The sequence below is a fragment of the Coralliovum pocilloporae genome, from assembly GCF_030845175.1.
GTDB lineage: Bacteria > Pseudomonadota > Alphaproteobacteria > Rhizobiales > Cohaesibacteraceae > Coralliovum > Coralliovum pocilloporae.
Map to the genome: position 1 here is coordinate 2,873,666 of NZ_CP132542.1, position 24,055 is coordinate 2,897,720.

20 protein-coding genes are annotated in these 24,055 nt (G+C 55.0%); 14 read left to right on the forward strand and 6 right to left on the reverse strand.

Translation table 11 applies throughout. The annotated features are described in order from the left end of the window. Positions 1-135: 135 nt before the first annotated feature. From RA157_RS13130 to RA157_RS13140, 3 genes are all read left to right on the forward strand, one after another. Positions 136-858 carry a lysozyme inhibitor LprI family protein gene (locus tag RA157_RS13130; RefSeq protein WP_350333583.1) on the forward strand — a complete coding sequence of 241 codons (723 nt, stop codon included), beginning with the start codon at positions 136-138 and terminating at the stop codon, positions 856-858. A 17-nt stretch (positions 859-875) separates the two neighbouring features. Next, complete coding sequence (locus RA157_RS13135) at positions 876-1,493, forward strand: hypothetical protein (RefSeq protein ID WP_350333584.1); 618 nt, start codon at positions 876-878, stop codon at positions 1,491-1,493. Between the two features lie 122 nt (positions 1,494-1,615). Beyond that, positions 1,616-1,972 (forward strand): hypothetical protein, encoded by a 357-nt coding sequence (locus RA157_RS13140; RefSeq protein ID WP_350333585.1) that lies wholly within the window; start codon positions 1,616-1,618, stop codon positions 1,970-1,972. 75 nt (positions 1,973-2,047) lie between these two features. On the opposite strand, the gene rtcR is transcribed toward RA157_RS13140, so the two are convergent. After that, positions 2,048-3,622, reverse strand: coding sequence for an RNA repair transcriptional activator RtcR (gene rtcR, locus RA157_RS13145; protein ID WP_350333586.1), 1,575 nt, complete (start codon positions 3,620-3,622; stop codon positions 2,048-2,050). 269 nt (positions 3,623-3,891) lie between these two features. Here rtcR and RA157_RS13150 point away from each other — a divergent pair, with 269 nt between their 5' ends. Both RA157_RS13150 and RA157_RS13155 read left to right on the forward strand, forming a co-directional pair. Beyond that, on the forward strand, positions 3,892-5,289 hold the full coding sequence (locus RA157_RS13150) for an RtcB family protein (protein WP_350333587.1): 1,398 nt from the start codon (positions 3,892-3,894) through the stop codon (positions 5,287-5,289). A 153-nt stretch (positions 5,290-5,442) separates the two neighbouring features. Next, entirely contained in the window at positions 5,443-6,108 is a 666-nt protein-coding gene (locus RA157_RS13155; RefSeq protein ID WP_350333588.1) for an ureidoglycolate lyase, read from the forward strand. A gap of 11 nt (positions 6,109-6,119) precedes the next feature. Here the strand turns inward: RA157_RS13155 and RA157_RS13160 are convergent, their stop codons facing one another. Continuing rightward, complete coding sequence (locus tag RA157_RS13160) at positions 6,120-7,028, reverse strand: LysR family transcriptional regulator (protein ID WP_350333589.1); 909 nt, start codon at positions 7,026-7,028, stop codon at positions 6,120-6,122. A gap of 168 nt (positions 7,029-7,196) precedes the next feature. Between RA157_RS13160 and RA157_RS13165 the strand changes: the two genes are divergently transcribed. Continuing rightward, positions 7,197-8,201 (forward strand): sterol desaturase family protein, encoded by a 1,005-nt coding sequence (locus RA157_RS13165; RefSeq protein WP_350333590.1) that lies wholly within the window; start codon positions 7,197-7,199, stop codon positions 8,199-8,201. A 297-nt stretch (positions 8,202-8,498) separates the two neighbouring features. Here RA157_RS13165 and RA157_RS13170 read toward each other — a convergent pair whose 3' ends face one another. Together RA157_RS13170 and RA157_RS13175 are read right to left on the reverse strand one after the other, a co-directional pair. After that, the gene (locus RA157_RS13170; RefSeq protein WP_434058442.1) at positions 8,499-10,022 is read right to left on the reverse strand and encodes a helicase HerA domain-containing protein; all 1,524 of its coding nucleotides are present in this window, start codon (positions 10,020-10,022) and stop codon (positions 8,499-8,501) included. A 132-nt stretch (positions 10,023-10,154) separates the two neighbouring features. Continuing rightward, positions 10,155-10,910 (reverse strand): FadR/GntR family transcriptional regulator, encoded by a 756-nt coding sequence (locus tag RA157_RS13175; RefSeq protein WP_350333592.1) that lies wholly within the window; start codon positions 10,908-10,910, stop codon positions 10,155-10,157. A 191-nt stretch (positions 10,911-11,101) separates the two neighbouring features. On the opposite strand from RA157_RS13175, the gene acuI reads away from it, so the two are divergent. Together acuI and RA157_RS13185 are read left to right on the forward strand one after the other, a co-directional pair. Continuing rightward, positions 11,102-12,094, forward strand: a complete 993-nt coding sequence (gene acuI, locus RA157_RS13180; RefSeq protein WP_350333593.1) for an acryloyl-CoA reductase — start codon at positions 11,102-11,104, stop codon at positions 12,092-12,094. A 198-nt stretch (positions 12,095-12,292) separates the two neighbouring features. Then, entirely contained in the window at positions 12,293-13,669 is a 1,377-nt protein-coding gene (locus tag RA157_RS13185; RefSeq protein ID WP_350333594.1) for a methyl-accepting chemotaxis protein, read from the forward strand. Between the two features lie 6 nt (positions 13,670-13,675). On the opposite strand, the gene RA157_RS13190 is transcribed toward RA157_RS13185, so the two are convergent. Beyond that, the gene (locus RA157_RS13190; RefSeq protein ID WP_350333595.1) at positions 13,676-15,343 is read right to left on the reverse strand and encodes a diguanylate cyclase domain-containing protein; all 1,668 of its coding nucleotides are present in this window, start codon (positions 15,341-15,343) and stop codon (positions 13,676-13,678) included. Positions 15,344-15,580: 237 nt separating this feature from the next. Here RA157_RS13190 and RA157_RS13195 point away from each other — a divergent pair, with 237 nt between their 5' ends. Next, positions 15,581-16,456 (forward strand): DMT family transporter, encoded by an 876-nt coding sequence (locus tag RA157_RS13195; RefSeq protein WP_350333596.1) that lies wholly within the window; start codon positions 15,581-15,583, stop codon positions 16,454-16,456. A gap of 34 nt (positions 16,457-16,490) precedes the next feature. Here the strand turns inward: RA157_RS13195 and RA157_RS13200 are convergent, their stop codons facing one another. Beyond that, positions 16,491-17,420: a LysR family transcriptional regulator gene (locus RA157_RS13200; protein WP_350333597.1), complete on the reverse strand. Its 930-nt coding sequence runs from the start codon at positions 17,418-17,420 to the stop codon at positions 16,491-16,493. A 216-nt stretch (positions 17,421-17,636) separates the two neighbouring features. Here RA157_RS13200 and RA157_RS13205 point away from each other — a divergent pair, with 216 nt between their 5' ends. The 5 genes from RA157_RS13205 (at position 17,637) to RA157_RS13225 (ending at position 23,947) form a co-directional block, all read left to right on the forward strand. After that, positions 17,637-19,688 carry an ABC transporter substrate-binding protein gene (locus RA157_RS13205; protein ID WP_350333598.1) on the forward strand — a complete coding sequence of 684 codons (2,052 nt, stop codon included), beginning with the start codon at positions 17,637-17,639 and terminating at the stop codon, positions 19,686-19,688. Between the two features lie 77 nt (positions 19,689-19,765). After that, positions 19,766-20,770, forward strand: coding sequence for an ABC transporter permease (locus RA157_RS13210; protein ID WP_350333599.1), 1,005 nt, complete (start codon positions 19,766-19,768; stop codon positions 20,768-20,770). Between the two features lie 11 nt (positions 20,771-20,781). Then, on the forward strand, positions 20,782-21,960 hold the full coding sequence (locus RA157_RS13215; RefSeq protein ID WP_350333600.1) for an ABC transporter permease: 1,179 nt from the start codon (positions 20,782-20,784) through the stop codon (positions 21,958-21,960). Next, a complete protein-coding gene (locus RA157_RS13220) occupies positions 21,960-22,958 on the forward strand; it encodes an ABC transporter ATP-binding protein (RefSeq protein ID WP_350333601.1) in 999 nt (332 codons plus the stop codon). The genes RA157_RS13215 and RA157_RS13220 overlap by 1 nt, the downstream gene beginning before the upstream one ends. After that, positions 22,958-23,947 (forward strand): ABC transporter ATP-binding protein, encoded by a 990-nt coding sequence (locus RA157_RS13225; RefSeq protein ID WP_350333602.1) that lies wholly within the window; start codon positions 22,958-22,960, stop codon positions 23,945-23,947. Before RA157_RS13220 ends, RA157_RS13225 begins: the two co-directional genes overlap by 1 nt. Positions 23,948-24,055: the final 108 nt, after the last annotated feature.

A 24,055-nucleotide genomic window follows, 5' to 3' on the forward strand; every position in this document is an offset into this window, starting at 1 on the left:
TCACATTGATCGGGATCAAGTGAGAACAGCGAAAGCGGAGGTGTTGTATCTATGCGTGTGGCGCAGGTGAATTTCTCTTTTTGATAAAGATGTGTTAACCTTTGAGGCAGTTGGAGGTTGCTTAGGGGGAGCGCCATGACTGTCCGCTACATATGCTGCAGTCTTGTCGGGCTGATTGCGGTATCCGGTTTCTGGATGGCCGTACTGCCCGGCGACGGCGCTAACGCCAATCCCAGTTTTTCCTGTGATGGACGCCTGACGCGAACAGAAGCTGCGATCTGTGATCATCAGCGTCTGGGTGCTTTGGACCGCAGGATGGTCGGCATTTATCGCCTGCGTGAGGCGCGGACCGAGGGGCGGCGAAAGCGACAGCTCCAGACAGATCAGAAGATCTGGCGTCGCTGGAGGGATACATGTGGCCGGGCAGTCGGCTGTCTTCAGCGTCGCTATGAACAGCGTATCATTGATCTTGCGGGCATCCGCAATCCGGACCCGGGCAGTGCGCGCAGCGCAGAGGAACCGGTCTCCCGCCGCCTCGTCAAAGGCCGCCTGCAGATGGCCTATCCGGATGGGCGGATCGAATGGGAAAGTGCTGATGGCAGCACCAGCGGCAGTTCCAGTAGCGACGGACAGCAGACCGTTGTGCAGAAGGCCCAGGTGGTGGATGCCGGTTTCCCGCAATTGCCCGATGCCTATGCCGACTGGGGCGATGGTCTGGAAGATGAGTTGCTGGGTGTTATCGACACGCTGCTGCCGCCTCAGGATCACCAGCCCTATCGTGACCTGCATCAGAACCGGATCTATTCAGACAGGGTCCTCAATCATATTCGGGCCATCCGCTTTCTGGTGTCGCCATAACAGTGAGGGCTGATCACATGCGTGCTGTATATGGCGGCCATCTCTCCGTTCTGCTTCTTGCCCTGGCCTGTGTTCTGCTTTTGGGGGGAGCCACGGTCATACCCAACCCGGCGGATGGGGCGGACAAGGATACATCCCGTCTCAAGCAGCTTGAGACCATGTTCAAGGCAGAGCAGCAATCCGGCAAGGCATCCGGACGTCAGAACTCAGGTGCCGGGCAGGGGGTCTCTGAGAGTGAAAAGGGCCCGAACCCCGAGATCCTGTTCCCCAACCTGCCGCAGAATTTCAAGCCGGATGCGGAAACTCTGGCTGCCGTACAGGCCGCGGTGAAGGGCTATTATGACTACCGCGAGCGGGCCTATCGGCATCGCCAGGACGTCTTCTCCTGGCAGCATCTCTCTTCGCGTATTATCTTCTTTGTGGTGATCATCATCGTGCTGGCCGGGCTTTACTTTTCCTGGATGCAGTTCCACGTCGACAAGGACCGCGAAAGCCGCGAAACTACCACACTGGAAGCTTCCCAGACAGGCATAAAGGTCTCATCTCCGGTTCTCGGCGTCATCATCCTCGTGCTGTCTCTGGCCTTCTTCTATCTCTATCTGGTGCACGTCTATCCGATAGCCGATACGTTCTGAAGCTCCCCTCAAGTCTCTGTGATACGCGTCTGCGCCTCTTCAAAACCGGGCTGGGCATCTCCATTTTGGACCATAAGGTCAAAAATCTACGAGGCCAGTTCAGCATTATCCGGGAGGTTTTCATGCTCAGACACACATTATTTGCGACCGCCATCCTTACCGCTCTGCCAATGGCCACACTGGCTGGCGAAGCCGTCAGCGGTGCTGACATTCCGGGCCTTGTTGGCGGAAAGACCATCCAGGGCAAAATGTTCGACAGTGGAGCCTATGCTGAATTCTACGATGCAGACGGCACAATCAAGGCGGACGGCTATACAGGCAAATGGTCCGTAAAAGACAACCAGATGTGCTTCCAGTACGGTTCAGACCCGGCAAATTGCTTTACCATCAAGAAAACCGGCGACGACGTATCCTGGATTGCCGATGGCAAACCGGTCGGTGACGGCCAGATTGTAGACGGCAACCCGAATAGGTTCTAAGTCTTTATGAGGTTTGCGTATATCAGGTGCTCTGAGAGAGCCCGAGGCAGTAAACTTCCTCGCGGCTCTCTTTGATCAATGGGTGATCTGAGCCCAGCTCAGGCCAAACTTGTCGAGATATTTCCGCAGGCGGTCAGCGTCATTGCGTGTTGTTCGAGTAGCAAGAGACGCAGAGAATAGAGTTCTTCCTGCGGCGCTGAGAGACTTGCTGGCCTGGCAGACACGGATAACTTCTGCCAGTTGAACACGGTCGAAAGGATCGATGGATCTGACATCAGGCCCGATAAACTGTTGAATCAGCAGCATGTCCGGATCTGATGTTGCGGCTGCCCACTGACCCTCAAGGCGCTCCACTTCCTGATTGACCATATTGAGCGTAATACGTCCTCTTGGTGCCAGAGTACACAAGCGTTGGATTGATGCGCTCAAATCACGAAAGTTTCCAGGCCATACCGTCGCCGGGTCGAGAGCAAAGCGCAGATAGCGTTGTGAGGCATCGGCATTAAATCCTGTTTGGTTGCCCAGAGTCCTTTCTGCGCGTGCCAGCTCGAATTCAATATTAGGTTCAATATCTTCCCTGCGGTCCTTCAGGGCAGGCAATCTAAATGTCCAGAAATTCAGACGGGCAAACAGATCCGCTCTGAACCTGCCGTCCGCCACCAGCTTTGCAAGATCCCGATTGGCGCCTGCAATGACATGAAACTGGCTTCTGACTTCATGATCCGATCCGAGAGGGAAGAACGTCCCACTTTCAATCGCGTCAAGAATCATGGCCTGCTCGTCAAGGCCAAGCTGATCTATCTCGTCCAGGAACAGAAGGCCATTATCAGCTTCGCGCAACAGACCTTTCCGGTCAGATCCGCTTGCACCAAAGGCACCTTTCTTGTGACCGAACAAGGTTGAAAGCGCGCGCTCACCGCGCAGTGTTGAGCAATTGACATGAACAAACCGTCCTCTCACCCTGCGTTGCTGACGTTTCAGATCATAGATGCGCGCCGCGAGTTCAGTCTTGCCGGTTCCGGTTGCGCCCAAGAGAAGGAGAGGCGCATCGGAAGCAACAGATATCTGTTCGATCTGATCTATTATCGCATTGAAATCCGCATTTCGCGTCTTGATCCCTGCCTTCAGAAGAGCCGTGTGATCTGCACTGACAAGATCGAAACGCTGCTGTAGAGCATTGTATTTCGACAGATCCAGATCAACAATCGTGAATGACCCTTTCAAACCATCCCTGTTCGGAGGTGGTGATGTCTGCAACAGACGGGCTGGAATATGACGGGATTCCGTCAGCAGAAACCAGCAGATCTGCGCCACATGCGTGCCGGTTGTCAGGTGAACGTGATATTCTTCCCGATCTTCATCAAAGCCGTAGGTCCGGGCGAAGTCGAACAGGGCACCATAGACTTCTTCGAAGTCCCACGGGTTCTTCAGATCGAGGCGGCGCAGCATGACCTCGGTGTCGGGTGAGGCCTCCTGAATGTCCTCTTTGACCCGATGAGCCAGTCTTCTGAACTTGTTGTCATGGAGGAGCTCAAGGCGATCAACCGGGAACGTCTCATGCATTGTGAGGGCCATGGATGGCCGCCATCGAACTTTCTTGCCTGCGTCGAGCTGAGTGCCGAGGAAGCCAATAACTACATTCTGTCTCATATGATGATTATTGATAAATTACGATATAAATCAATCAAAAAAATGAAAAATAAATCCAAGGATATGGATTTTTATTATTTAAAAACAGTTATTTATGAGGATTTTCAATTTTCATGGATTGAGGTCTAACCATTCTGCATGATGAGGGTGTGAAGAGAGAGCAGGAAGAAGAACAGGCAAATCCGTGCCTGTTATGTGGAGCACCGGCATCGTCATCTTGGGACGATGCCGGTTTGTATCCGGAACCTGCGAAGTAGCAGAGATTGACGATGACAAAGATTGAACTGACAAGTGATATTCTGAAATCCTGGGGGCATGTCCCGGGCAAGGCTTTTGGCGCAGCTCTTAGAGATGGCCTCAAGGCTGCTGAGAATGGTGCTGATCTCAATCAGATTCAAGCTCTTCTGGAGCCATATAAGCCAGCTCCGGTAATCCCGATCCGGGAGGCTGGCGCTCTGAAATTTTACAGTAATATTGATGCGGAAAGCTACGACGAGAAGCAGAATGTGGAGGCTGTTCACGCTACGATGACAGCCGTGATGCAGACGCCGACTGTAGAGGCTGGGGCAATCATGCCGGATGCCTGCCCGGCTGGTCCGGTTGGCACCATCCCGGTTGGTGGTGTTATTGCCGCGCGTAATGCCATCCATCCGGGAATGCATAGCGCCGATATCTGCTGTTCTGTTATGATGACAGATCTCGGGGATGCGGAACCGTCGAAGGTTCTGGATGCAGCGAACAGGATCACGCATTTCGGACCCGGAGGGCGACCCAACGGCAAGCGTTTTACGATGTCGCTCAAGCTTCTGGACCAGTTTCGTGAGAACAGGTTCCTGAACAATCCGAAAGTGCTGCGTGCGGCGCAGGAGCATATGGGAACTCAGGGAGATGGAAACCATTTCCTGTTTGTCGGTCGATCCCGAGCCACCGGTAGTACCGTAATGGTCACTCATCACGGATCTCGTGGCCCCGGTGCGCATCTCTACAAGCTGGGCATGATCACGGCAGAAAAGTATCGGAAGAAACTTTCGCCAAAGACCTTGAAGCAGAATGCCTGGATTCCCGCAGATTCAGAAGACGGGCAGGCTTACTGGGAAGCTCTGCAGCTGATCCGAAAATGGACGAAAGCCAATCACAATGCCATTCATACGGCGACCCGTGAGGAAGCGGATGTCAAGGTCATGTATGGCTTCTGGAATGAGCATAACTTCGTCTTTGAGCGGGATGGTCTCTATTATCACGGTAAGGGGGCAACTCCGGCCTGGGATGACTTTGCATCGGATTCTTCCGGCCTGACACTTATCCCGCTGAACATGGCTGAGCCGGTTCTGGTTGTCCGCGGTAAGGATGCCGAGCACGCACTTGGGTTCAGCCCACACGGGGCGGGGCGTAACTTCTCGCGAAGTGAGCATAAGCGTCGCATGGGCAATATGACTCCGGAACAGATGCTGCAGGCGGAAACAAAGGGGTTGGATATCCGGTTCTTCGAAGGCAAGATTGATCCGTCGGAGCTGCCGTCGAGCTACAAGAATGCGGATGCGCTGGTCGCCCAGATCAAGAAGTACGATCTGGCCGAAATCGTCGACTACATCGATCCTTACGGATGTATCATGGCAGGCGATATTCGCCCGCCCTGGCTCGACCGGAAGGAGAAGCGCCGTCGATAAATGTCCGGGCAGGGGCTTTGTCCCTGCCCAAACTCTTCATCCATCTGTCATAATCCCCGCTTATGGCATGTATGGAAAACCATGATTTGACGTATAGGGGATGTTCGTGGCTTGTTGCTTGTGTCTTTTTGCGAACCGGACCGGATGAACCACATGACCCAGCAAGCGCCCAATTATATGTTTGATGCTGCCGAAAAGCCGTCTCTGGAGCTGTTTCGTGTGCCGCTTGTCAAGGCGACAGATGAAAGTGTCAGGGAGTATGGCTACCTGGTGGATGATCCCGATAACTTCGAGATTGAGATTGTCCGTTGGCCTGCGCAGGGCTGGCGTCCGGTGGATGACGGTACGGGAGATGAGGCCGGTTGGGTCGAGGGCACATTCCACGGCGAGTGGAAAGGCGATATCCTTTACGGCGTCAACGAAGCCGTCAACGGCAACTACGTTCTGGGCTGGTCCACTGATCCGCAGAAGGCGTCAGACAAGGAGCAGACCGTACCGCGCGATCAGGTGCTGCTCTGGCATATGAACTATCACCCTGACGGCGGGCAGATGTTCTACCCGCTCGACAACAAGCCTTTTGTGGTGCCGGTGGCGCTGCCGGGTGATGATCTGACGCCGGACAAGGTGATTGCCTTCTGGTGCGATGGCTCACGCGGCCTCTATATCCATCCCAATATCTGGCATGAAGGCATCTTCCCGGTCCACGACCGCCAGCGCTTCCAGGACAGGCAGGGCCGTGTCCATGCCCGTGTTAGCTGTGATATCGGCAGGGAATTCGGCGTCTATCTGTCTGTGCCACTGGCTGAAAGCTGCGATTGACGACCTGGGCATCAGGAGCCTGTGACAAGGAAGTCAAACAGGGTCCGGGCCGCTGGCGATAGCATCCCGTTATTCTTGTAACACAGATAGTATGATTTTCGGGGCGTCAGCTGAAGGTCTCCAATTCTGACCAGACGCCCGCTGGCCAGTTCCGGTTTCTGAAGTTCCAGATTGGCGAGAAGAATGCCATGCCCCGTCAGACTGCGGCCTACAGACTGGCCGTAGCTGGCGCACTGGATGTGCTTGAGCTCTTCTATCGAGGGAAGCTTCATCCGCTTCAGCCATATGGCCCAGTTAATCCAGTCCGGGGTCAGATTGGTGTATTCCAGCAGAGGCGGGCTTCGTTCAAGGTCCCAGTTCTGTGTAAAAGCACCTGCTTCTATGGCCTCTTGAGCAATCCCGGGCGGGGCTGCAGGAGCGAGATCGCCCGAAAGCACCTGATTGCCAACCCAGCCCGACGGGGTACCATTGCTGTAGACTATTGCCAGATCATTCTCCTCGTCTGTCAGCTTTGACATATCGTCAGAGGAGGAAATGTTCACATGGCAGGCATGTTCACTGAGTGAGAATTGCTTGATCCGGTCATAGAGCCAGAACATCGAAATAGAGCTGACCGCCGCAATGCGGATGACCGGTTCTTCCGGTGTTTTGACCTTGGCGACCGACCGTTCAAGAAACTCCAGTGCCAGCTCTACATCGGCTGCGAGAGTCTTGCCTGCTGAATTCAGGGTTATCCGGCGGCCATTGCGGTCAAACAGCTGAGTTCCAAGCCAGTCTTCAAGCCTCTGGACACGCTTGCTGGCAGCGGCCTGGGTGACGAATAAATCCTTGGCCGCCTTTGAGAAAGAGCCATGTTTTGCCACGTGCTGAAAGAAGATTAGAGAGTCCAGTGGCGGTAACGTCTTGCGAAAAGTACTCATTCCAAAAAGTTATAAGAATGATGGACAATTTTCCAACTGTTTTTGACAACTCTCTTCCGTCAGTCTCGATGAGGAAAGGCGTCCTGACATTGGCGTTTTACAACACCGTCAGATTGCCTCTGCCAACACCGTGCGAGATGGATCAGTCCCTATAAGAATGAGACGAGTATGACCGTTCAGAATGACCCCTTAAAGGCAGGCAGCAGCCGGGAATGGAACTGGCACCCGGATCTGCCGGTTGCCGTAACGCCTGCATTTTCCTGGCCGCCACGCCCCGTTGAAACGGTCAGATGGTTTGTGAACAACTGGCTGCCTGTGACAGAATATGTGTTGTATACCCTGATGGCTTTTGCCACCTGGGCCTGGCTGACACCTGACCTTTCCGAGATGTCCAGTCTGGGTTTTGGCTGGGTGCTTTCTCTCTGGCTCCGTAATCTGCTTTTGATGACGCTCTTTGCACAGGGGCTGCATGTCTGGCTGTACGGATGGAAGCAACAGGGGGATGACTACAAATATGATCGCCGGGGACTGGCGCGTAATCATCGGATTTTCCTGTTCAATGACCAGTATTGGGACAATGTCTTTTATGCACTTGTCTCAGGCGTGACGATCTGGACAGCTTTTGATGCTCTGATCTGGATGGCCTATGCCAATGGTTGGGCCCCGATGATCACATTTGACAGCAATCCGATCTGGTTTGTGGCGCTGTTCCTGCTGATGCCGCTTATCCAGTCCTTTCATTTCTACTGGCTGCATCGGGCGCTTCATATTCCATTTTTCTATAAGCACGTGCATTCCGTTCATCATCGGAGTGTGTCCATCGCGCCCTGGTCCGGGTTCTCCATGCATCCGGTAGAACATGTGGGATATATGGGCCTGCTATTGATGTTTCTCGTCGTGCCGGCCCATCCCGTTCACTTTGTGTTTATGGGCTACTGGCTGGCATTGGCCACAGCCACATCCCATGCCGGATTTGAAAATTTGGTGCTGGGTGAAAAGGCCAAGCTCAAGATCGGTTCGTTTCACCATCAGCTCCATCATCGCTATTTTGAATGTAATTATGGAAATCCGGAAATGTCGTGGGACAACTGGTTCGGCTCCTATCACGACGGCAGTCCGGAAGCGACCATTGAAACCCGCAAACGCAAGGACAGGATGTATTCAAAGTCCTGATACCAACGGAACGACTTCCTGGCGCATTTGACCGGGCTTTCTTCGTGTATTGGCAAGAAGCGTTCGTCGATGTGGTGCGGGGTACCATAAGACGGACGCGCCGCTGTCCAAACCGCGAAGAAAGCCCGGCCTTCGGTGACGACAAATCGCCCGCTGAACTGCGTTGTTTCTCTTGACCAATACCCCGCATTGCCCTTCGAGAAACGCCTTGTCAGCAGATGATTTGACATCATCAAATGGGTTAGGAATTCATTCCGTTGGTATGAGTTGGTTGGCAAGGCAAAGTCTTGGGGTGTTCTACACCGCAGCGCCCGTTTCCGGATTGCCGGGGCGGGTTTGCCAGCCCAGGTCCGGCAGAGAGACAATGCGGTTGCCTCTGAGGTCGTTGGCGCAGACGAGGAAGCCGTTTTCTTCCATATAGGTCAGAAGCCACCGGGCCCGACCGGTAGAGCGGGTGCCATAGGCTGTGGCGATATCCAGATTGGACGGGCAGGGCTCATTCTGCACAGCCGCACGTGCCAGAAGCAGAAAGACGCCGCGCATGTCATCAGGCAACTGGGATGCGATGAGCGTGGCCTGTGACCAGTCTTCTTCCTGCACTTCTTCGGTTGCAACACCAGCACGGGCCACCGACAGAAGCTCGCGGAAGGCAGGCAGTTCCGGCGGGCGCGTGATCTTTTTGATGCGGCAGCGAACCTGAAAATCCTGATAGAGCACGGAAACCGGCTGATAGGCGGCTTCCGGGTCTTCCAGCATATCAGCCAGAATACCGTCAAGCGCCTGGTCCCGCTCTTCAAGCGACATACCATCTTCGATGAACAGATCTTCCCGTGGGGCCGGTTCGGGCTTGCTGGCGGCCAGTTGCTGCATCACCTGATTGGGATCCACCTGCACCGGAGCCGGTTTGTGAATGGGCGGTGGCATCGTGGTGACATCGGCAGAAAACAGCAGGTCTTCCATGGCCTCGGCTGCAGGCTGCTCGGGCAGGGGCATCAGCTTGGGGCTGAAGCCGGTGCCGCTGGTTTTGACTGCGCCAATGGTCACCTGCAGCGGACGGCGGCTGAGAGCCGGGCCAAGGGCAACAAACTGACCGCGGTCCAGATTGCGGAAGATCTCCGCCTGCCGTCGTTCCATACCCAAAAGGTCAGAGGCGCGGGCCATATCGATATCAAGAAAGGTCCGACCCATGAGGAAGTTTGAGGCTTCAGCGGCTACGTTCTTGGCCAACTTGGCAAGGCGCTGGGTGGCGATAATCCCGGCCAGACCACGCTTGCGCCCGCGGCACATCAGATTGGTCATCGCACCAAGAGAAGCGCGGCGGGCTTCTTCGGTGAACTCGCCGGATGCGACCGGTGCAAACAATTGCGCCTCATCGACAATCACCAGCATGGGATACCAGACAGAGCGATCCACTTCGAACAGGCCGTTGAGAAAGGCGCCCGCCGCTTTCATCTGCTTGTCCACGTCCAGCCCTTCCAGATTGAACACCACAGAAACCCGGTGCTGACGCACGCGGGCGGCGATCATCTGCAGGTCACGCTCGGTCCCGTTTGCATCCACCACCACATGGCCGAATTCCTCAGCCAGGCTGACAAAATCACCCTCCGGGTCAATAACAGCCTGCTGAACCCAGGGGGCACTCTGTTCAAGAACCCGGCGCAACAGATGTGACTTGCCCGAGCCCGAATTGCCCTGCACCAGCAGGCGGGTGGCCAGCAGTTCTTCCAGATCCATATGAACCGGCATTCCAGAGCCTTGGCCCGAATTTTGGCCCAAGCTTTGGCCCGTTTTCTGGACGCCGAGGTCAATTTGAACGGTCATGCGCGGATGGTCACAGTCTCATAAATGGAAAGATGGATGGGATTCGATCTTGTGGAAAAGGCCCTCGTGCATAGCAGGTGTGAGCCAAGCCCCGCAAGCCATATGGAAAAGGCTGTGAATAGTGGGTATCGCTTATGAAGTTCGGGGTTTCCGCCGCTTTTCCGCCAGGTCCAGCGTATACCGGGCGAGGTCATCCATCAGCGCCTTGGCGGAAGGCGCGTCGCGGTCAGAGAGAGCTGCGATCAGGTTGTCATGCAGGTCAGCCATGCGGGTGCGATCGCGCATCCGGTAGGTGAGCATGTTCATCAGTGGCAGCATCGCCTCAATAGCCCCCGCCATCTGGAAAGCCAGAACCGGATTGCCGGTCGCTTCTGCAATGGCCCGGTGAAACCGCACGTCGGATGAGCAGAAATCCTCGTCTGTCAGATTCTTGTCCCGCTGGCGGGCTGCTTCCGAGCGCATCAGGGCAAGATGCTCCTCGCTACGGCGTTCAGCAGCCAGAGGGAGGCATGATGCTTCAAGAGTAAACCGGGCCTCAATCACAGCTTCAAACGGAATATCGTTCATGCCGATCAGAAGTGTGTTTGTGGTGACCAGCGCATCATGCGCTTCCGACCAGCTCAGCCGGTTGACGAATGCTCCACCCGTCGGGCCACGCTGGGTGCGGATGAGATTCTGGGCAGCCAGCCGCTTGAGGGCTTCCCGGACTGTAGGCCGTGAGACGCCAAAGCGCTCGGCCAGCTCTGTTTCGCTCGGCAGACGCTCATCAACAATCAGATGGCCTTTCAGAATAGCATCGCGAATGGCGTCAGCAATCTGGGTCGAAAGCGCGTCCCGTTTCAGATTGTTGTAGGATATGACCATCCAGTCCCGGCCTTCTTCATGCATCCTTGGTCTAAGTCTCTATTTGTCAGACAAATAAACATTTGACAAGTGCCATTAGGCTGCGATCTATTCCCGGCATCAAAATCGGGGCGGCTCTCGGAGCTCGCCAGAGCTTTAAAATGATTGTGGCGCGCGTTCCTGTTCGAAACATCGGATAATGTTTCGGGAGCACGCTGTTAAAAGGGATCAGCATCATGGCGTTCAATGCACTGGTTGTTGAAAAGAATGACGAAGGCAAGACATCCGCATCAGTCGAGCAGATCGATGAGGCGCGTCTGCCGGAGGGAGATGTAACGGTGGCGGTGGAGTATTCCACGGTCAACTACAAGGACGGCCTGTGCATTGGCCCGGGTGGCGGTCTGGTGCGCAACTACCCGCATGTGCCGGGTATCGACTTTGCCGGAACCGTGGAAAGCTCTGATGATGATCGCTACAAGCCAGGCGACAAGGTGGTGCTGACCGGCTGGCGTGTGGGCGAAGTCTGGTGGGGTGGTTATGCGCAGAAGGCGCGAGTCAAGGCCGATTGGCTGGTGCCGCTGCCAGATGGGATCTCCACCCGCAATGCCATGGCCGTGGGAACTGCTGGTTTCACTTCCATGCTCGCTGTCATGGCTCTGGAGAGCCGTGGCCTGAAGGCCTCTGACGGTCCGGTTCTGGTTACCGGTGCTGCCGGTGGTGTTGGTTCTGTTGCGACCGCTATCCTCGCCAATCTCGGTTATGAGGTTGCCGGTGTAACCGGTCGCCCGGAAACGGCCGACTATCTCAAATCCCTCGGTGCAACCCAGATTGTGGCCCGCGAAGAGATCAATGAAGCGGTTAAACGTCCACTTGAAGCCGAAGCATGGGCAGGCTGCGTGGACGCTGTGGGTGGCGAAATGCTGGCGCGCGTTCTTGGGCAGATGAAATATGGTGCCTCGGTTGCTGCAGTCGGCCTTGCCGGTGGCGCTACTTTCCCAGGTACGGTCATCCCGTTCCTGCTGCGCGGCGTCAATCTGCTCGGCATCGACAGTGTTATGCGTCCCTATGAGGACCGCGTGGAAGCCTGGAAACGGATTGCCTCTGATCTGCCGATGGACAAGCTCGAATCGATGATCGAACCGGCAACCCTGTCCGATTTGCCGGATCTGGGACGAGCAATCCTGAAAGGCCAGGTCAAAGGACGTGTTGTTGTCGACGTGAATGCCTGATTTCCGTCAAAATATCTGATGACAGAGAAAGGGCTGGCACATTGTGTCAGCCCTTTTGCGTAAGTAGTCGTCCGATGTGGTAAAATGTCATATATGGCAAGGGGTTATTAGACCTAAGTCGGTACCTCTCTGTTAAGCTGTTGCTAACCATGGGTGCACAAGGATACCGCCAGATTCCATGGCAGTTAGGTATCCCCCATGTTCAGAGCACATCGCGCATCACAATCTGTGTCCAACTTTCACGAAGGCTATGGTGATGCCGGCAATGAGGCATTCCATTCTGTTTTGGCACAGTGCCTTTCAGACATTCTGGCTGGTCAGAGGCCGGACTGCAGCGGCCTGCCGACAGACATCGCAGGACCGGTGCAGAACCTTGCACAAGCCGTAGCTGATCGTGATGAGATTGATCTGGTCACACTGGTGGAGTTTTCGACCCAGGCCAGTGAGTCCATGGCTGCCGTATCTCGGATCACCGGTGACATCAGGGAAATTGACAGCAATGCCCAGACCATGGCTGCAGCCATTGAAGAGCTGGATGCCTCCATTCACCAGATCTCGCAGACCGCACAGGATTCGTCGCATGTCATGCAGGAAGCCAGCCAGCTGGTCTCGCAAGGGGCCGAGCATGTGCGGAACACCACTGAAGCAACCCAGGCAACAGCTGATGCGATGAGTTCGGCAGTGGATGAAGCAGAGAGGGTGGTTGATGCGGTCAACCAGATTTCCACATTCATCGGTACGATTGACGGGATTGCCCGCCAGACCAATCTGCTGGCTCTAAATGCGACAATTGAAGCGGCCCGGTCTGGAGAGGCAGGCAAGGGCTTCGCTGTTGTGGCCTCAGAGGTCAAAAACCTCTCGAGCGAGACACAGAAGGCAACTGAGGATATCGGAACTCTGATCGAAGGGCTTGAAGCCGTCGTCGGGAAACTGGTTCAATCGGTCGATGCGGCACGGTCATCGGTGGAGACTGCGGGTACATCAACACAGAAGGCGGATCAGGACATTTCATCCGTCCGCGAGATCGTCAGCACGAATGCTACGAATATGGATATGATCGCCAATGTGCTGTCGGATCAGTCCGGTGCCACTCAGGAGCTCTCACGAGGTGTGACAAAGGTTGCGGAAGGAACCGCAGTTGCTGCAGGTCGGGCCAATCAGGTTATCGACGCGGTTCGCCAGTCAGAAGCGCTTATCGAGCGCAAGTTTGCCACTCTGGATGGCCGACCCATCAAGGATTATGTGCTGCATCGTGCCAAGTCAGACCACATCCTCTGGAAAAAGCGCTTGTCTGAAATGCTGGTTGGGCTGAACAATCTGACGGCTGATGAACTGGCCGACCATCATTCCTGTCGTATGGGGAAATGGTACGACAAGGTGGAGGATCCGACCATCAAGGCGCATCCGGCATTCCGGTCACTTGAAACACCACATGCTGCAGTCCACAAGTTCGGTAAACAGGCGGCTTTGGCTTTCGCCCAGGGCGACAGGGAAAAAGCTTATGAGCTTGTGGCCAAAATGGAAGAATCATCCGTTGATGTTGTGCGGCTGCTCGATACGCTGCTGAAGCGATAGATGTGTTCAGAGTGCGGATGCATCAGTCTCTGATGTGGTGATGAACTCATATCGGTTGCGGCCGTGGTTCTTGGCCTGATACATGGCTTTGTCGGGCAGGGTGAACACGCCCTGTTTCAGATGCCCTGAATTGGCAAAACAATGGATGCCGATACTGGCACCGATGGTCAGTTCCAGGCCCTGGAAGGCAATTGGCTTGTTGATGAGCGAGATGACCTGCTCTGCCAGCCTGCAGCATGAGGCGGTAGAGGGATCGGAGCGCACAAGGATCATGAATTCATCCCCGGCAATACGGGCGACAAAATCATCCTGAACCAGATTCTCTTTCAGGCGCGTTGCAATAGTCTGAAGAACCTGATCGCCCGCCACGTGGCCATGGGTGTCGTTGATAAGCTTGAAGCCATCCAGATCAATCTGCAGGGCGCTGACGGGCGTGTCTGCAGAACCGTTGCCATTGCCCATCTTGTCGATGAAGGTTTCCAGATAGCGGCGATTGGGAATGCCGGTCAGACTGTCATGATGGGCGTTGTGCTCAATCATCTGATAAGTGTCGAGCAGCTTGGCGTGAGCGGTGATCAGCTCTGAATTGATTGCCTCCATCTCGCCGCGCAGAGAGCGTTCGAGTTCTGCCTCGCGCTGAGCGCTCTGATACTCGATATTGGACCTGAGCTCCGCCAGTTTTCGCCCGGTTTCCTGCGAGAACATCTCATCCTGAACTGTGCAGTAGTGCTTCAGATGGGTGAGTGCCATCCGCGGGTCACCGATGCGCTCGTACATCTCCGAAAGACTGTGATGAAAATTGCGTTGCCAGAGCGGATAACCGACGCGTGCTGCCACATCCAGGCCACGGAGAAAGGCTGCCACAGCCTTGTTGAAATTCCCCTGATGGCGCTGGCATTCACCGGTGAGATGAAGAATCTGGCAGGTGGCCCGCTGATCATTGATCTCTTCTGCAAGCGTTTCCCCGCGCTCAAGATGAAGAAGAGCTTCATCATGGCGTTTGAGCCCGATCTGGGCAGACGCAAGAACTTCCAGCGCATAGGGCAGTATGACCGTGTTACGAACACGGGTTGCCTCCTGAAGCGCTTCTTCTGCAGATGACAGGGCATCCTCAAGCCTGTTTGCACGGCGATAGGACCGCGACTGATTGTGGAGAATACGGGCCCGCTCGGCTGAAAGCTTGTGTTCCTTGGCAAGGTCAAGGGCCCGCTGCAGATAGGACAGGCTTTCGTCAAAATCCTTCGAATGCTGGTAAAGGGTGCTGAGTGTCACGTTGAGATCGATTTCAGCATCAGGAAGCTGTGCGGATTTAAGATATTCAAAGCCGTCTGTGACCAGCTTATGTGCCTCAGCATGATCGCCGCGCCCATAGCTGACAACAGCCAGTGTGGAACAGGTGTGAGCGCATTGTGCTGCATCCGGGGTGTCTTTTATCAACCGGATTGCACGACGACCATAAAGAGCGGCCCCGGTGAAATCTCCTGTCCAGCGCGCATGCCAGGCCAGAATATGGCAAAGCCATCCCTCAAGGGCTGATGTGTCCGTGTCTCCCGGTGTCAGCCTGTCCAGCGCCACCTCAGACAGATGTCTGCTGAAACGCGGTGAGCGCCAGCGTAACAGCCAGGCTCTGCGATAGTGGGTAAGGGCATCAGGGAGCTGATCAGATGAAGTCATGGGACCGGATACTAGCACGGTGCATTTAAAGGAGTCTTGTCTGTCCGACACCTGTTTGGTCAACACCGTCTAATAGCGACATATCGGAACCAGAAACGGGTAGTGCGGTTAAAAGCTACATGCTAGACGTGTTTGTGAGGTTGGGGGATACTTGGTATCAGCTGGTCCGATGAGATGGCAACAAAAGGTTGCAGTCGGAGCCCGGTCTGGTGTCCTGGTCTTGCGGAGGACAGGTTTTTGACTGATCAGGCGAAGGGAGTGCTGATTACAGCACTCGGCGTTCTTGCTATTGTTCCTGATACACTTTTTATCCGTTTGATTGACGCGGATATTCTGACAATCGTGTTCTGGAGGGCTTTTCTGGCAGCGATCTCGGTCACGTTTGGTATCTGTCTGTTTTATCGGAAAGATACCATTGTCATTATCCGTGGTATGGGCCTGGCCGGTTTTACCTACGCATTCTTCATGGGTATGGGGACAATATCCTTTGTTTCTGCGGTTCAGATAACGTCGGTCGCCAATGCGGTCTTTATCGTCAGCATTTCGCCGGTCTTTGCAGCATTGATAAGCAGGATATTCCTTGGTGAACAGATCAGTATGCGTATGGTGTGGACCATTGCCGGTGCTCTTGTCGGAGTGTGCCTGATTGCGGTTGAATCAATCCGTGGGGGCAGCTCGCATATCGGTGGAGACCTTCTTGCGCTGCTCACGGCTTTTTCGATGGCAGCGGCCTTTGTTGTTGCGCGGGCGGCAAAGCATATCTCGATGATCCCGGCAGCGGCTATGGCCTATTGCATCACATCGCTGATGGTTGCGCCATTTGCCTCGGTGAGTGCCATGGATGGTGCGGACTGGCTATGGGCGGTGCTGATGGGATGCTTCTTTGTTCCGATCGGTGCCAGTCTTCTCGCGATTGGTCCGCGTTACATAACAGCCGCGGAAGTATCTCTGCTTCTGCTGCTTGAAGCGATTCTGGCGCCCTTGCTGATCTGGGCTGTTCTGGGAGAGCAGCCGGGTTTGCTGACTATCCTCGGAGGGGCGTTGATTATTTCGGTGCTGGCCATGTCCAATCTGCTGGCGCTGAGACGAACGCCTGCTGTGGTTGCCGAATAGGCTGGCGGATTTTCTGGGTACTTATGCTGAAAAGTCAGTCGTCATTCGACCAGATATCCGGTGTGCGGATGGCATCAAGAGCAAACAGATCCCGCAGCGGCGGAATATCAATCAGAGCGTGATTGGAAATAAGATATTCCTTGCCGGGCTTCTCGGATGTGGCAATCGGGCGAATGGCCAGACGCGGATCGTGCGGTTGTTCCCTTGACAGGACACAGGACACGCCAAATCCCTGTACGACAGCTTCCGCTGTTGCTTCCCTTGTGGCGACTTCGAAAGAGACTTTCGGTTCCAGATTGGCGCGGCTCAGGGCTTCGCTGAGGAGAGCTCTGGTGTAGGAGCCTTTTTCACGCAGAATCAGGGTCTCTTCAATCATCTGCTCAAGTCGGATCTCATCCTGACCAGCCAGCGGATGATCGGCTGGAACCATGGCGAGAAGGTCCTGTTCAAACAGCAGATGGCAGTGAAATTCCGCCATCGGTGTCTGCAGCCCTGTCACCACTGTGTCCACTTCAAACGCTGCAAGCTTTTTGAGCAGAGTTTCCGTGTTGGCCATCACCAGGCTGACACGGGCACCGGGGTAGATATCCTGATAATGTTTGAGGATTCTGAGGCCGGTCTGAGGAGCACTGCAGCCAAGCCGCAGGATCTGATTCCCCGCCAGAGCTACATTCTGGATCTCTGCCAGTCCCTCATAATGCAGGGCGATCAGTCTGCGGGCGAGGAGGGCGGCTCGCCGGCCACTTTCCGTCAACTCCATGGTCCGGCCCCGGCGGATCAGTAGCTTTGTGCCGAGGGCTGCTTCAAGTGAGTTAATCTGTTGAGAAACTGCGGGTTGGCGAATGTTAAAATCACGAGCAACGTCCGACATGCTGAGCTTCTGAGCGACCGCATCGAGTAGCTCCAGCCGCCGGATTGTTATCGCGTCTGAGAGCTGTTGAAAGTCCTTGTCAGCGTCTGTCATTTACCCGTCCAGTCATCGTTCCCCTAGTCCGACCTTGCCTTGATCGTGAGGCGGTTTCAATAGTCAGGTTATCTAATATAATTCTTGAGTTATAGTTTTGTGACAGACATAATCAACATCATAAAACTGTCATGTGAAACAGTTAGTCCTTCACTAGGGAGGCTGGACAGGAATACCTGCCAGCCATGCGTTCGCTTCAGAGAGGAAACCCAGACGATGAAACGTATCCTTCTTATCGGTGCGGCTTTTTGTGCATTCACAGGAAGCGCATTGGCTGCAGACTGCCCGCCGGTTACCGTTGCCAATGATCAGGGAATCAAGGGTGAATTCCCCCAGCAGTTCGAGCTGGCCGAATTCCAGAGCCTGGCGTCCTGCACCTTGTCATTCAAGGGCAATCCGGAGGCTGCTGCGCTCAATGCAAAGATTGTCGGTAATCCGCAGGATCTGCCTGCTGTTGAAGACCGTCTGCCGAAAGAGCCCCTCGTTGTTGCACCATATGAAGAAATCGGCGTGCATGGCGGTATCCTGAACGGTATCTCCAAAGCAACGGAATCCGGTACATCTGATCTTCTCTCCGTCCGTCACGTCAACCTGGTCCGCTATTCGGATAACCTTCAGGACATCGTGCCGAATGTTGCGAAGAGCTGGGAATGGAATGCTGATTTCACCCAGCTGACATTTAAACTGCGTGACGGCCACAAATGGTCTGATGGCAAGCCGTTTACAGCTGATGATGTTGCCTTCTGGTACAACAATATGCTGATGGACAAGAACGTCATTGAGAAGCCGAAAGACCGCTTCCTGATTGACGGCAAGCCATGGACGGTTGAAGCGCTGGATGCGACCACGGTTCGCTTTACGCTGGCTGCTCCGAAACCGGGTCTTCTGGCCCAGTTCGCCACCGACTTTGCCCAGCCGTTCCAGCCGAAGCATTTCCTCGGCCAGTTCCACCCGGGGATCAATGCCGATGCCGACAAGCTGGCGAAAGAAGCCGGTTTCGAAAACGGTTACGAGGTCATCAAGTTCTACTACGGCGGTTCTGACTGGAAAGACGTGCCGAGCCCGTACCTGAAAGACGCATCCAAGACGACAGTTCTTCCGGCTGCCGTTGTGCCGACGCTCGAAAGCCACATCGTCTATGTGGATACCGACGAGAACCGCAAGGTTGTCGCCAACCCGTATTTCCATATGGTCGATACCCAGGGCAATCAGCTGCCTTACATCAATGAAATCGATGAGGTTTTCATTGCTGATGAGCAGGTTCAGACCCTGAAAATGGTCAATGGTGAAGTTGGCTACAAGCAGCAGGCCGTCAACCTGGCTCAGGCTCCGGTTCTTCTCGAGAATGCAGAGAAGGGTGGTTACAAGGTTGCCATCGTGCCGACCGTTGGTGAAAACGTTATCGTTTCCTTCAACATGACATCTGCCAATGAGGCAAAGCGGGCCGTCTTCAACGACTTTAATTTCCGCAAAGCCATGTCGATCGCCATTGATCGGGCTGAAATCATCGATTCCGTCTATCTGGGCGAAGGCAGACCAGAACAGTATACCGCCTGGGATGCCAACACCGTTGACTTCGTCACCGAGGCTCATCTGAAGGTGGCTACCGAGTACAATGTCGATGAAGCCAACAAGCTTCTTGATGCTGCCGGTCTCAAGGATGCTGATGGTGACGGTTTCCGTGATCTGCCAAATGGTGAGCGTCTGGTACTGAACATCCAGTTCTCGACCCAGGGCACGCCAGCCGGTATTCCGGAAATCCTGGCCACCAACTGGTCTTCTGTCGGTATCCAGGCCACAGCCAAGGAAGTGACATCTGACGAGTATCGTGCAGCCCAGTCTGCTAACGAGCTGGACGTTCACATCTGGACCCGTGTTCGTCCGGGTGCCGTTCTGGCTTACAATCCGGGCCTGCTGATCCCGCCATTCGATAACTACTTCACCCACCGCAACGGCATGCTCTGGGCCCAGTGGATCGATACAAAGGGTGCGGAAGGTATTGAGCCACCAGCAGACGTCAAGGCTGGCATGGCAAACATTGCCAAGTTCCAGAGCGCTGCTGCCGGTTCTGCAGAGCAGGCGAAGATTGGTGGTGAGATCGTGCAGACCCTGGTGGATAACCTCCGCTTTATCGGTCTGGTCGGCTCCATCCCGGCTCCGGTTTACCACAATGATGAGATTGGCAACTTCAAGCCGATGACAGCGAAGACATACGACTACTACCAGATGTATCCGTATCGTCCGAACCAGTATTTCATCAAGAAATAAGCTGAAAAGCGTGTCTTAAGGCCGGACCCCGGAGAAGAATCCCGGGGCCCGGTCTTTCTGTAAACGGGGATGGAAGCATGGGACAGCTTGTGCAGTTCACAGCCATACGCTTTGTTATGGCATTGTTGACGCTCTTTATCGTGTCCTTCATTGTCTTTGGCCTGATGGAGCTTGTGCCGGGGAACTGTGCAGAACGCTACGTCGCCTATAAGGCAACACAAGGTGCCAGTATTTCTCAGGCCGATATTGTTGCTGAAGAAATCCGCATGGGGCTGGACCGTCCGTTTGTTGTCCGCTGGGTTGACTGGACAACATCCATCTTCATTCATGGAGACCTGGGAGAAAGCTGCCTGCGCCGCCTGCCGGTTACACAGATCCTCAAAGACAAGGTCTGGATCTCGCTGGGTATCTGTTTTGCAGCTCTTCTTATTACCTACATGATTGCGGTTCCGCTTGGCATGCTGTCTGCCAACATCCGGAATTCCGTGACCGATTCTTCCCTGCGTTTCCTGTCTTATCTCGGCCTGGCTCTGCCGAATTTCATGATTGCGCTCTGCATCATGCTGATTGCCACCATCTATTTTGGAGATACGCTGACCGGGCTGTTTTCGTCCGAATACAGGGATGCTCCCTGGTCGCTCGCTAAACTGGGAGATTTCCTCAGTCGTGCCTGGCTGCCTGCCTTTATTCTCGGCTGGTCATCAACAGCGCTTCAGTTGCAGACGGTTCGGGCGCTGATGTCTGACGAGGTTGGCAAGCTGTATGTGACAGCCGCCCGGGCACGCGGGATTTCCGGCCCGAAACTGTTCTGGCGTTATCCGGCCCGCCATGCGCTGGGGCCTGTTGTGAATTCCGTTGGCTTCGACCTCAACCGGATCTTCAATGACCTGCCGATTGTGGCAGCCATCCTTGTGATGTCGGAAGCCGGCTTTGTGCTTCTGGAAGCGCTTGCCATTTCCAATGACCAGGAACTGGCGGGAGCCATCATCTTCCTTCTGACCGCCGCTATCGTGACGCTGAACTTTGCGTCCGACGTTCTGCTGGCCATCATCGATCCGCGCGTTCGGCGCGGTGTGGTTTAGGGGAGGGTGTGATGAGCACGACCGATGCCAACCTTGATCTTGAGGATCAAAAGGCGAAAGAGGCCTATTTCACCGCCTCTCAGACACAGTTGATCTGGTCTCGTTTCAAGAAGAACCGCTCTGCGCTGATAGCCGGAACCATCCTGATGTTCTTTGTGCTGGTGGGTGTGTTTGCACCATTCGTGGCGCCATACCAGCCGACCAAGGAAGGGTTTAACCCCGATTACCGCGATGGTCCGCCTCAGGCCGTTTATTTCTGGGATGAGGATGGATTGTCCTGGCCCTATGTGGCGACGTTTGAGAAGAAGCGGGACAAGAATTTCCGTGTTGTCTACAAGCCGAATTATGAGAAGAAGCGCTATGTGCAGTTCTTCGTCAAGGGCTGGGAATACAGTGTCATCGACACCTATGTGGACCTGCCGGGCAAGGCGCTGGACGGGCGTTTGAAGCTGCTGACCTTTGACCGGCATCTGTTTGGTGTGGACAAAGGCTTCATCCATCTCTTCGGGACGGACAGGCAGAAGAAAGATCTGTTCAGCCGGACTGTTTTTGCGGTGCGTGTATCGCTGGCCATTGGCGCGCTCGGTGTGGTTTTGTCCTTTGTGCTGGCTCTGATTATTGGCGGCATTGCAGGGTATTTTGGTGGCTGGATCGACCGGATTGTGCAGATGATCACGGATTCTGTGCGTGTGGTTCCGACCATCCCGCTGTTCATGGCGGTTGCGGCCTTCCTGCCCGATGAATGGTCGGCGGAGATGCGGTTCTTCTTCATATCGCTTATTCTGGGCCTGTTGGGCTGGCCAACTCTGGCGCGGCGGATCAGAACCCACATTCTGGCAGAGCGAACCGCTGACTATGTGCTGGCGGCCCAGCTTTGCGGGGCATCACCCAGCCATATTATCCGAAGGCACCTTCTGCCGAGTTTCACCAGTTACATCATTGTCGATCTGGTGATTTCCTTCCCCTATGTGGTTCTTTCCGAGACCGCCTTGTCCTTTATCGGCCTTGGCCTCAAGGACCCGGTGAACTCGCTTGGGGTACTGCTTCAGAACGTCACCAATGTGGATGTGATGCTGAACTATCAATGGTATTTCATTCCGGTTCCGATCTTTGTGATGATTGTGCTGGCCTTTGTGTTTGTTGGTGATGGCTTGCGGGATGCAGCCGATCCTTATTCGGAGCGCAAATGATGAGTGACACATTGCTCTCTGTCGAAAACCTGACCCTCAGGTTTCGCACTGATGAGGGACTGATCACAGCCGTTGATCAGGTCAGTTTTGATCTGAAGCCCGGCGAGATCATGGGGCTTGTGGGGGAATCCGGCTCCGGCAAATCGGTGACCGCGAAATCGATCATGCAGCTCAATCCGGGCAATGCATCCTATGATCAGGAGAGCCGCATCAAACTGACCACGGACGGTCAGACGCTTGATGCTCTGGCACTGAAGTCATCAAAGGAAAAGATGGTCATTCGTGGCGGGGCCGTCTCGATGATTTTTCAGGAGCCGATGGCCAGTTTCGCGCCAGCTATCACAATCGGCGACCAGATGGTTGAACAGCTCATCCTGCACAAGGGTATTTCCAAAAAGGAAGCTGCGGCCATCTCGATTGAAATGCTGGAACGAGTGGGCATCTCTGAAGCGGCCAAGCGTTTCAAACAATACGCCTTTGAACTGTCAGGCGGCATGCGCCAGCGGGCGATGATCGCCATGGCGCTGTCCACAAAGCCGAAATTGCTGATTGCTGATGAGCCGACCACCGCTCTGGATGTGACCATTCAGGCCCAGGTTATTGACCTGATGAAGGACCTGGTCGCTGAATTCGGTATGGGTATCATCTTTATCACCCATGATCTTGGCGTTGTGGCGCAGACCTGCGATACGGTGTCGGTCATGTATCTGGGACGACTGGTGGAGACCGGACCGGTGCGGGATATTATCCGCAACCCTCAGCATCCCTATACGCAGGGGCTTCTGAATGCCTTGCCGAAGCTGGATGATCTGGACGCGCCGCTGACACCTGTGCCTGGCGATATTCCAAGTCCGCTTGAGCGTCCGTCCGGCTGTGTGTTCCACACACGATGTCCGAAGGTCATGGATGCCTGTAGAGCCGGTACCCCGCAGCTCAGCGCTCTCACGCCAGAGCGCAGTGTTGCCTGTTTTGTCAGTGGTGCAGGGGAGGCTGCGTAATGTCGGGTGAAACTGTGAATATTGTCAGTGTTCGCGATCTGGCCGTGCATTTTCCCCTGCGGGGAAACTGGTTTCAGCCGACACAGATGATCAAGGCGGTTGAAGGGATTGATCTGGATATCCCGCGCGGGTCGTTTTTCGGCCTGGTGGGAGAATCCGGCTCCGGCAAGACAACCCTTGGCCGTGCCATCCTGAAGGCAGCGCCTATCACACGCGGTGATGTGACGTTTAATGATGGAGAGCGTGACTTCCATGTTCCCGAGCTCGACAAAGATGACGTCAAGGCCTATCGCAAGCGGGCCCAGCTGATTTTCCAGGACCCTTATGCCGCTTTGTCACCGCGTATGACGGTGCGTGACATCATTGCCGAACCGCTGGAAGTGATGGGTCTGACCCAGTCCCGAGAGGAAACCGACGAGAAGGTGAGGGAGATTGCCCGGCGCTGTCGCCTCAATATCGAACATTTGCGGCGGTTCCCGCATGCCTTTTCAGGCGGTCAGCGTCAGCGTATTTCCATTGCAAGAGCTCTGGTGATGCAGGCCCAGTTTCTGGTGGCTGACGAAAGCGTGGCAGCGCTGGACGTCTCCATTCAGGCGGACATCCTGAACCTGTTAAAAGCTCTGCAGAAGGAGCTTGGGCTGACCTTCCTGTTCATCAGTCACGATCTCAGCGTTGTCGCTCATACCTGCGACCATGTGGCTGTGATGTATCTGGGGCGGTTGGTCGAGACAGCGCCAACCCGTGCCTTGTTCTCAACCCCGCGCCATCCCTATACAAAGGCGCTTTTGTCGGCGATCCCGTCACTGGATCCGGACGACCGGGATAAGGGGCAGAAGCTTGAAGGCGAAATCCCGAGCCCGGCCAATCCGCCATCCGGCTGCAAGTTCCACACACGCTGCCCGCTGGCGACAGATCGCTGCAAGGCGGAAGAGCCGCATTTGCGGGAAATGGGGCCGGAGCACTTCGCAGCCTGCCATTTTGCAGAATAGAGCGTGTTGCGCCAAAGTGGCGGCCGGTTTGGCGACAAACAACTCGCGTCATCAAAGACATAGAGCGTGTTGCGCCAAAGTGGGAACCGGTTCGGCGACAAACAATTC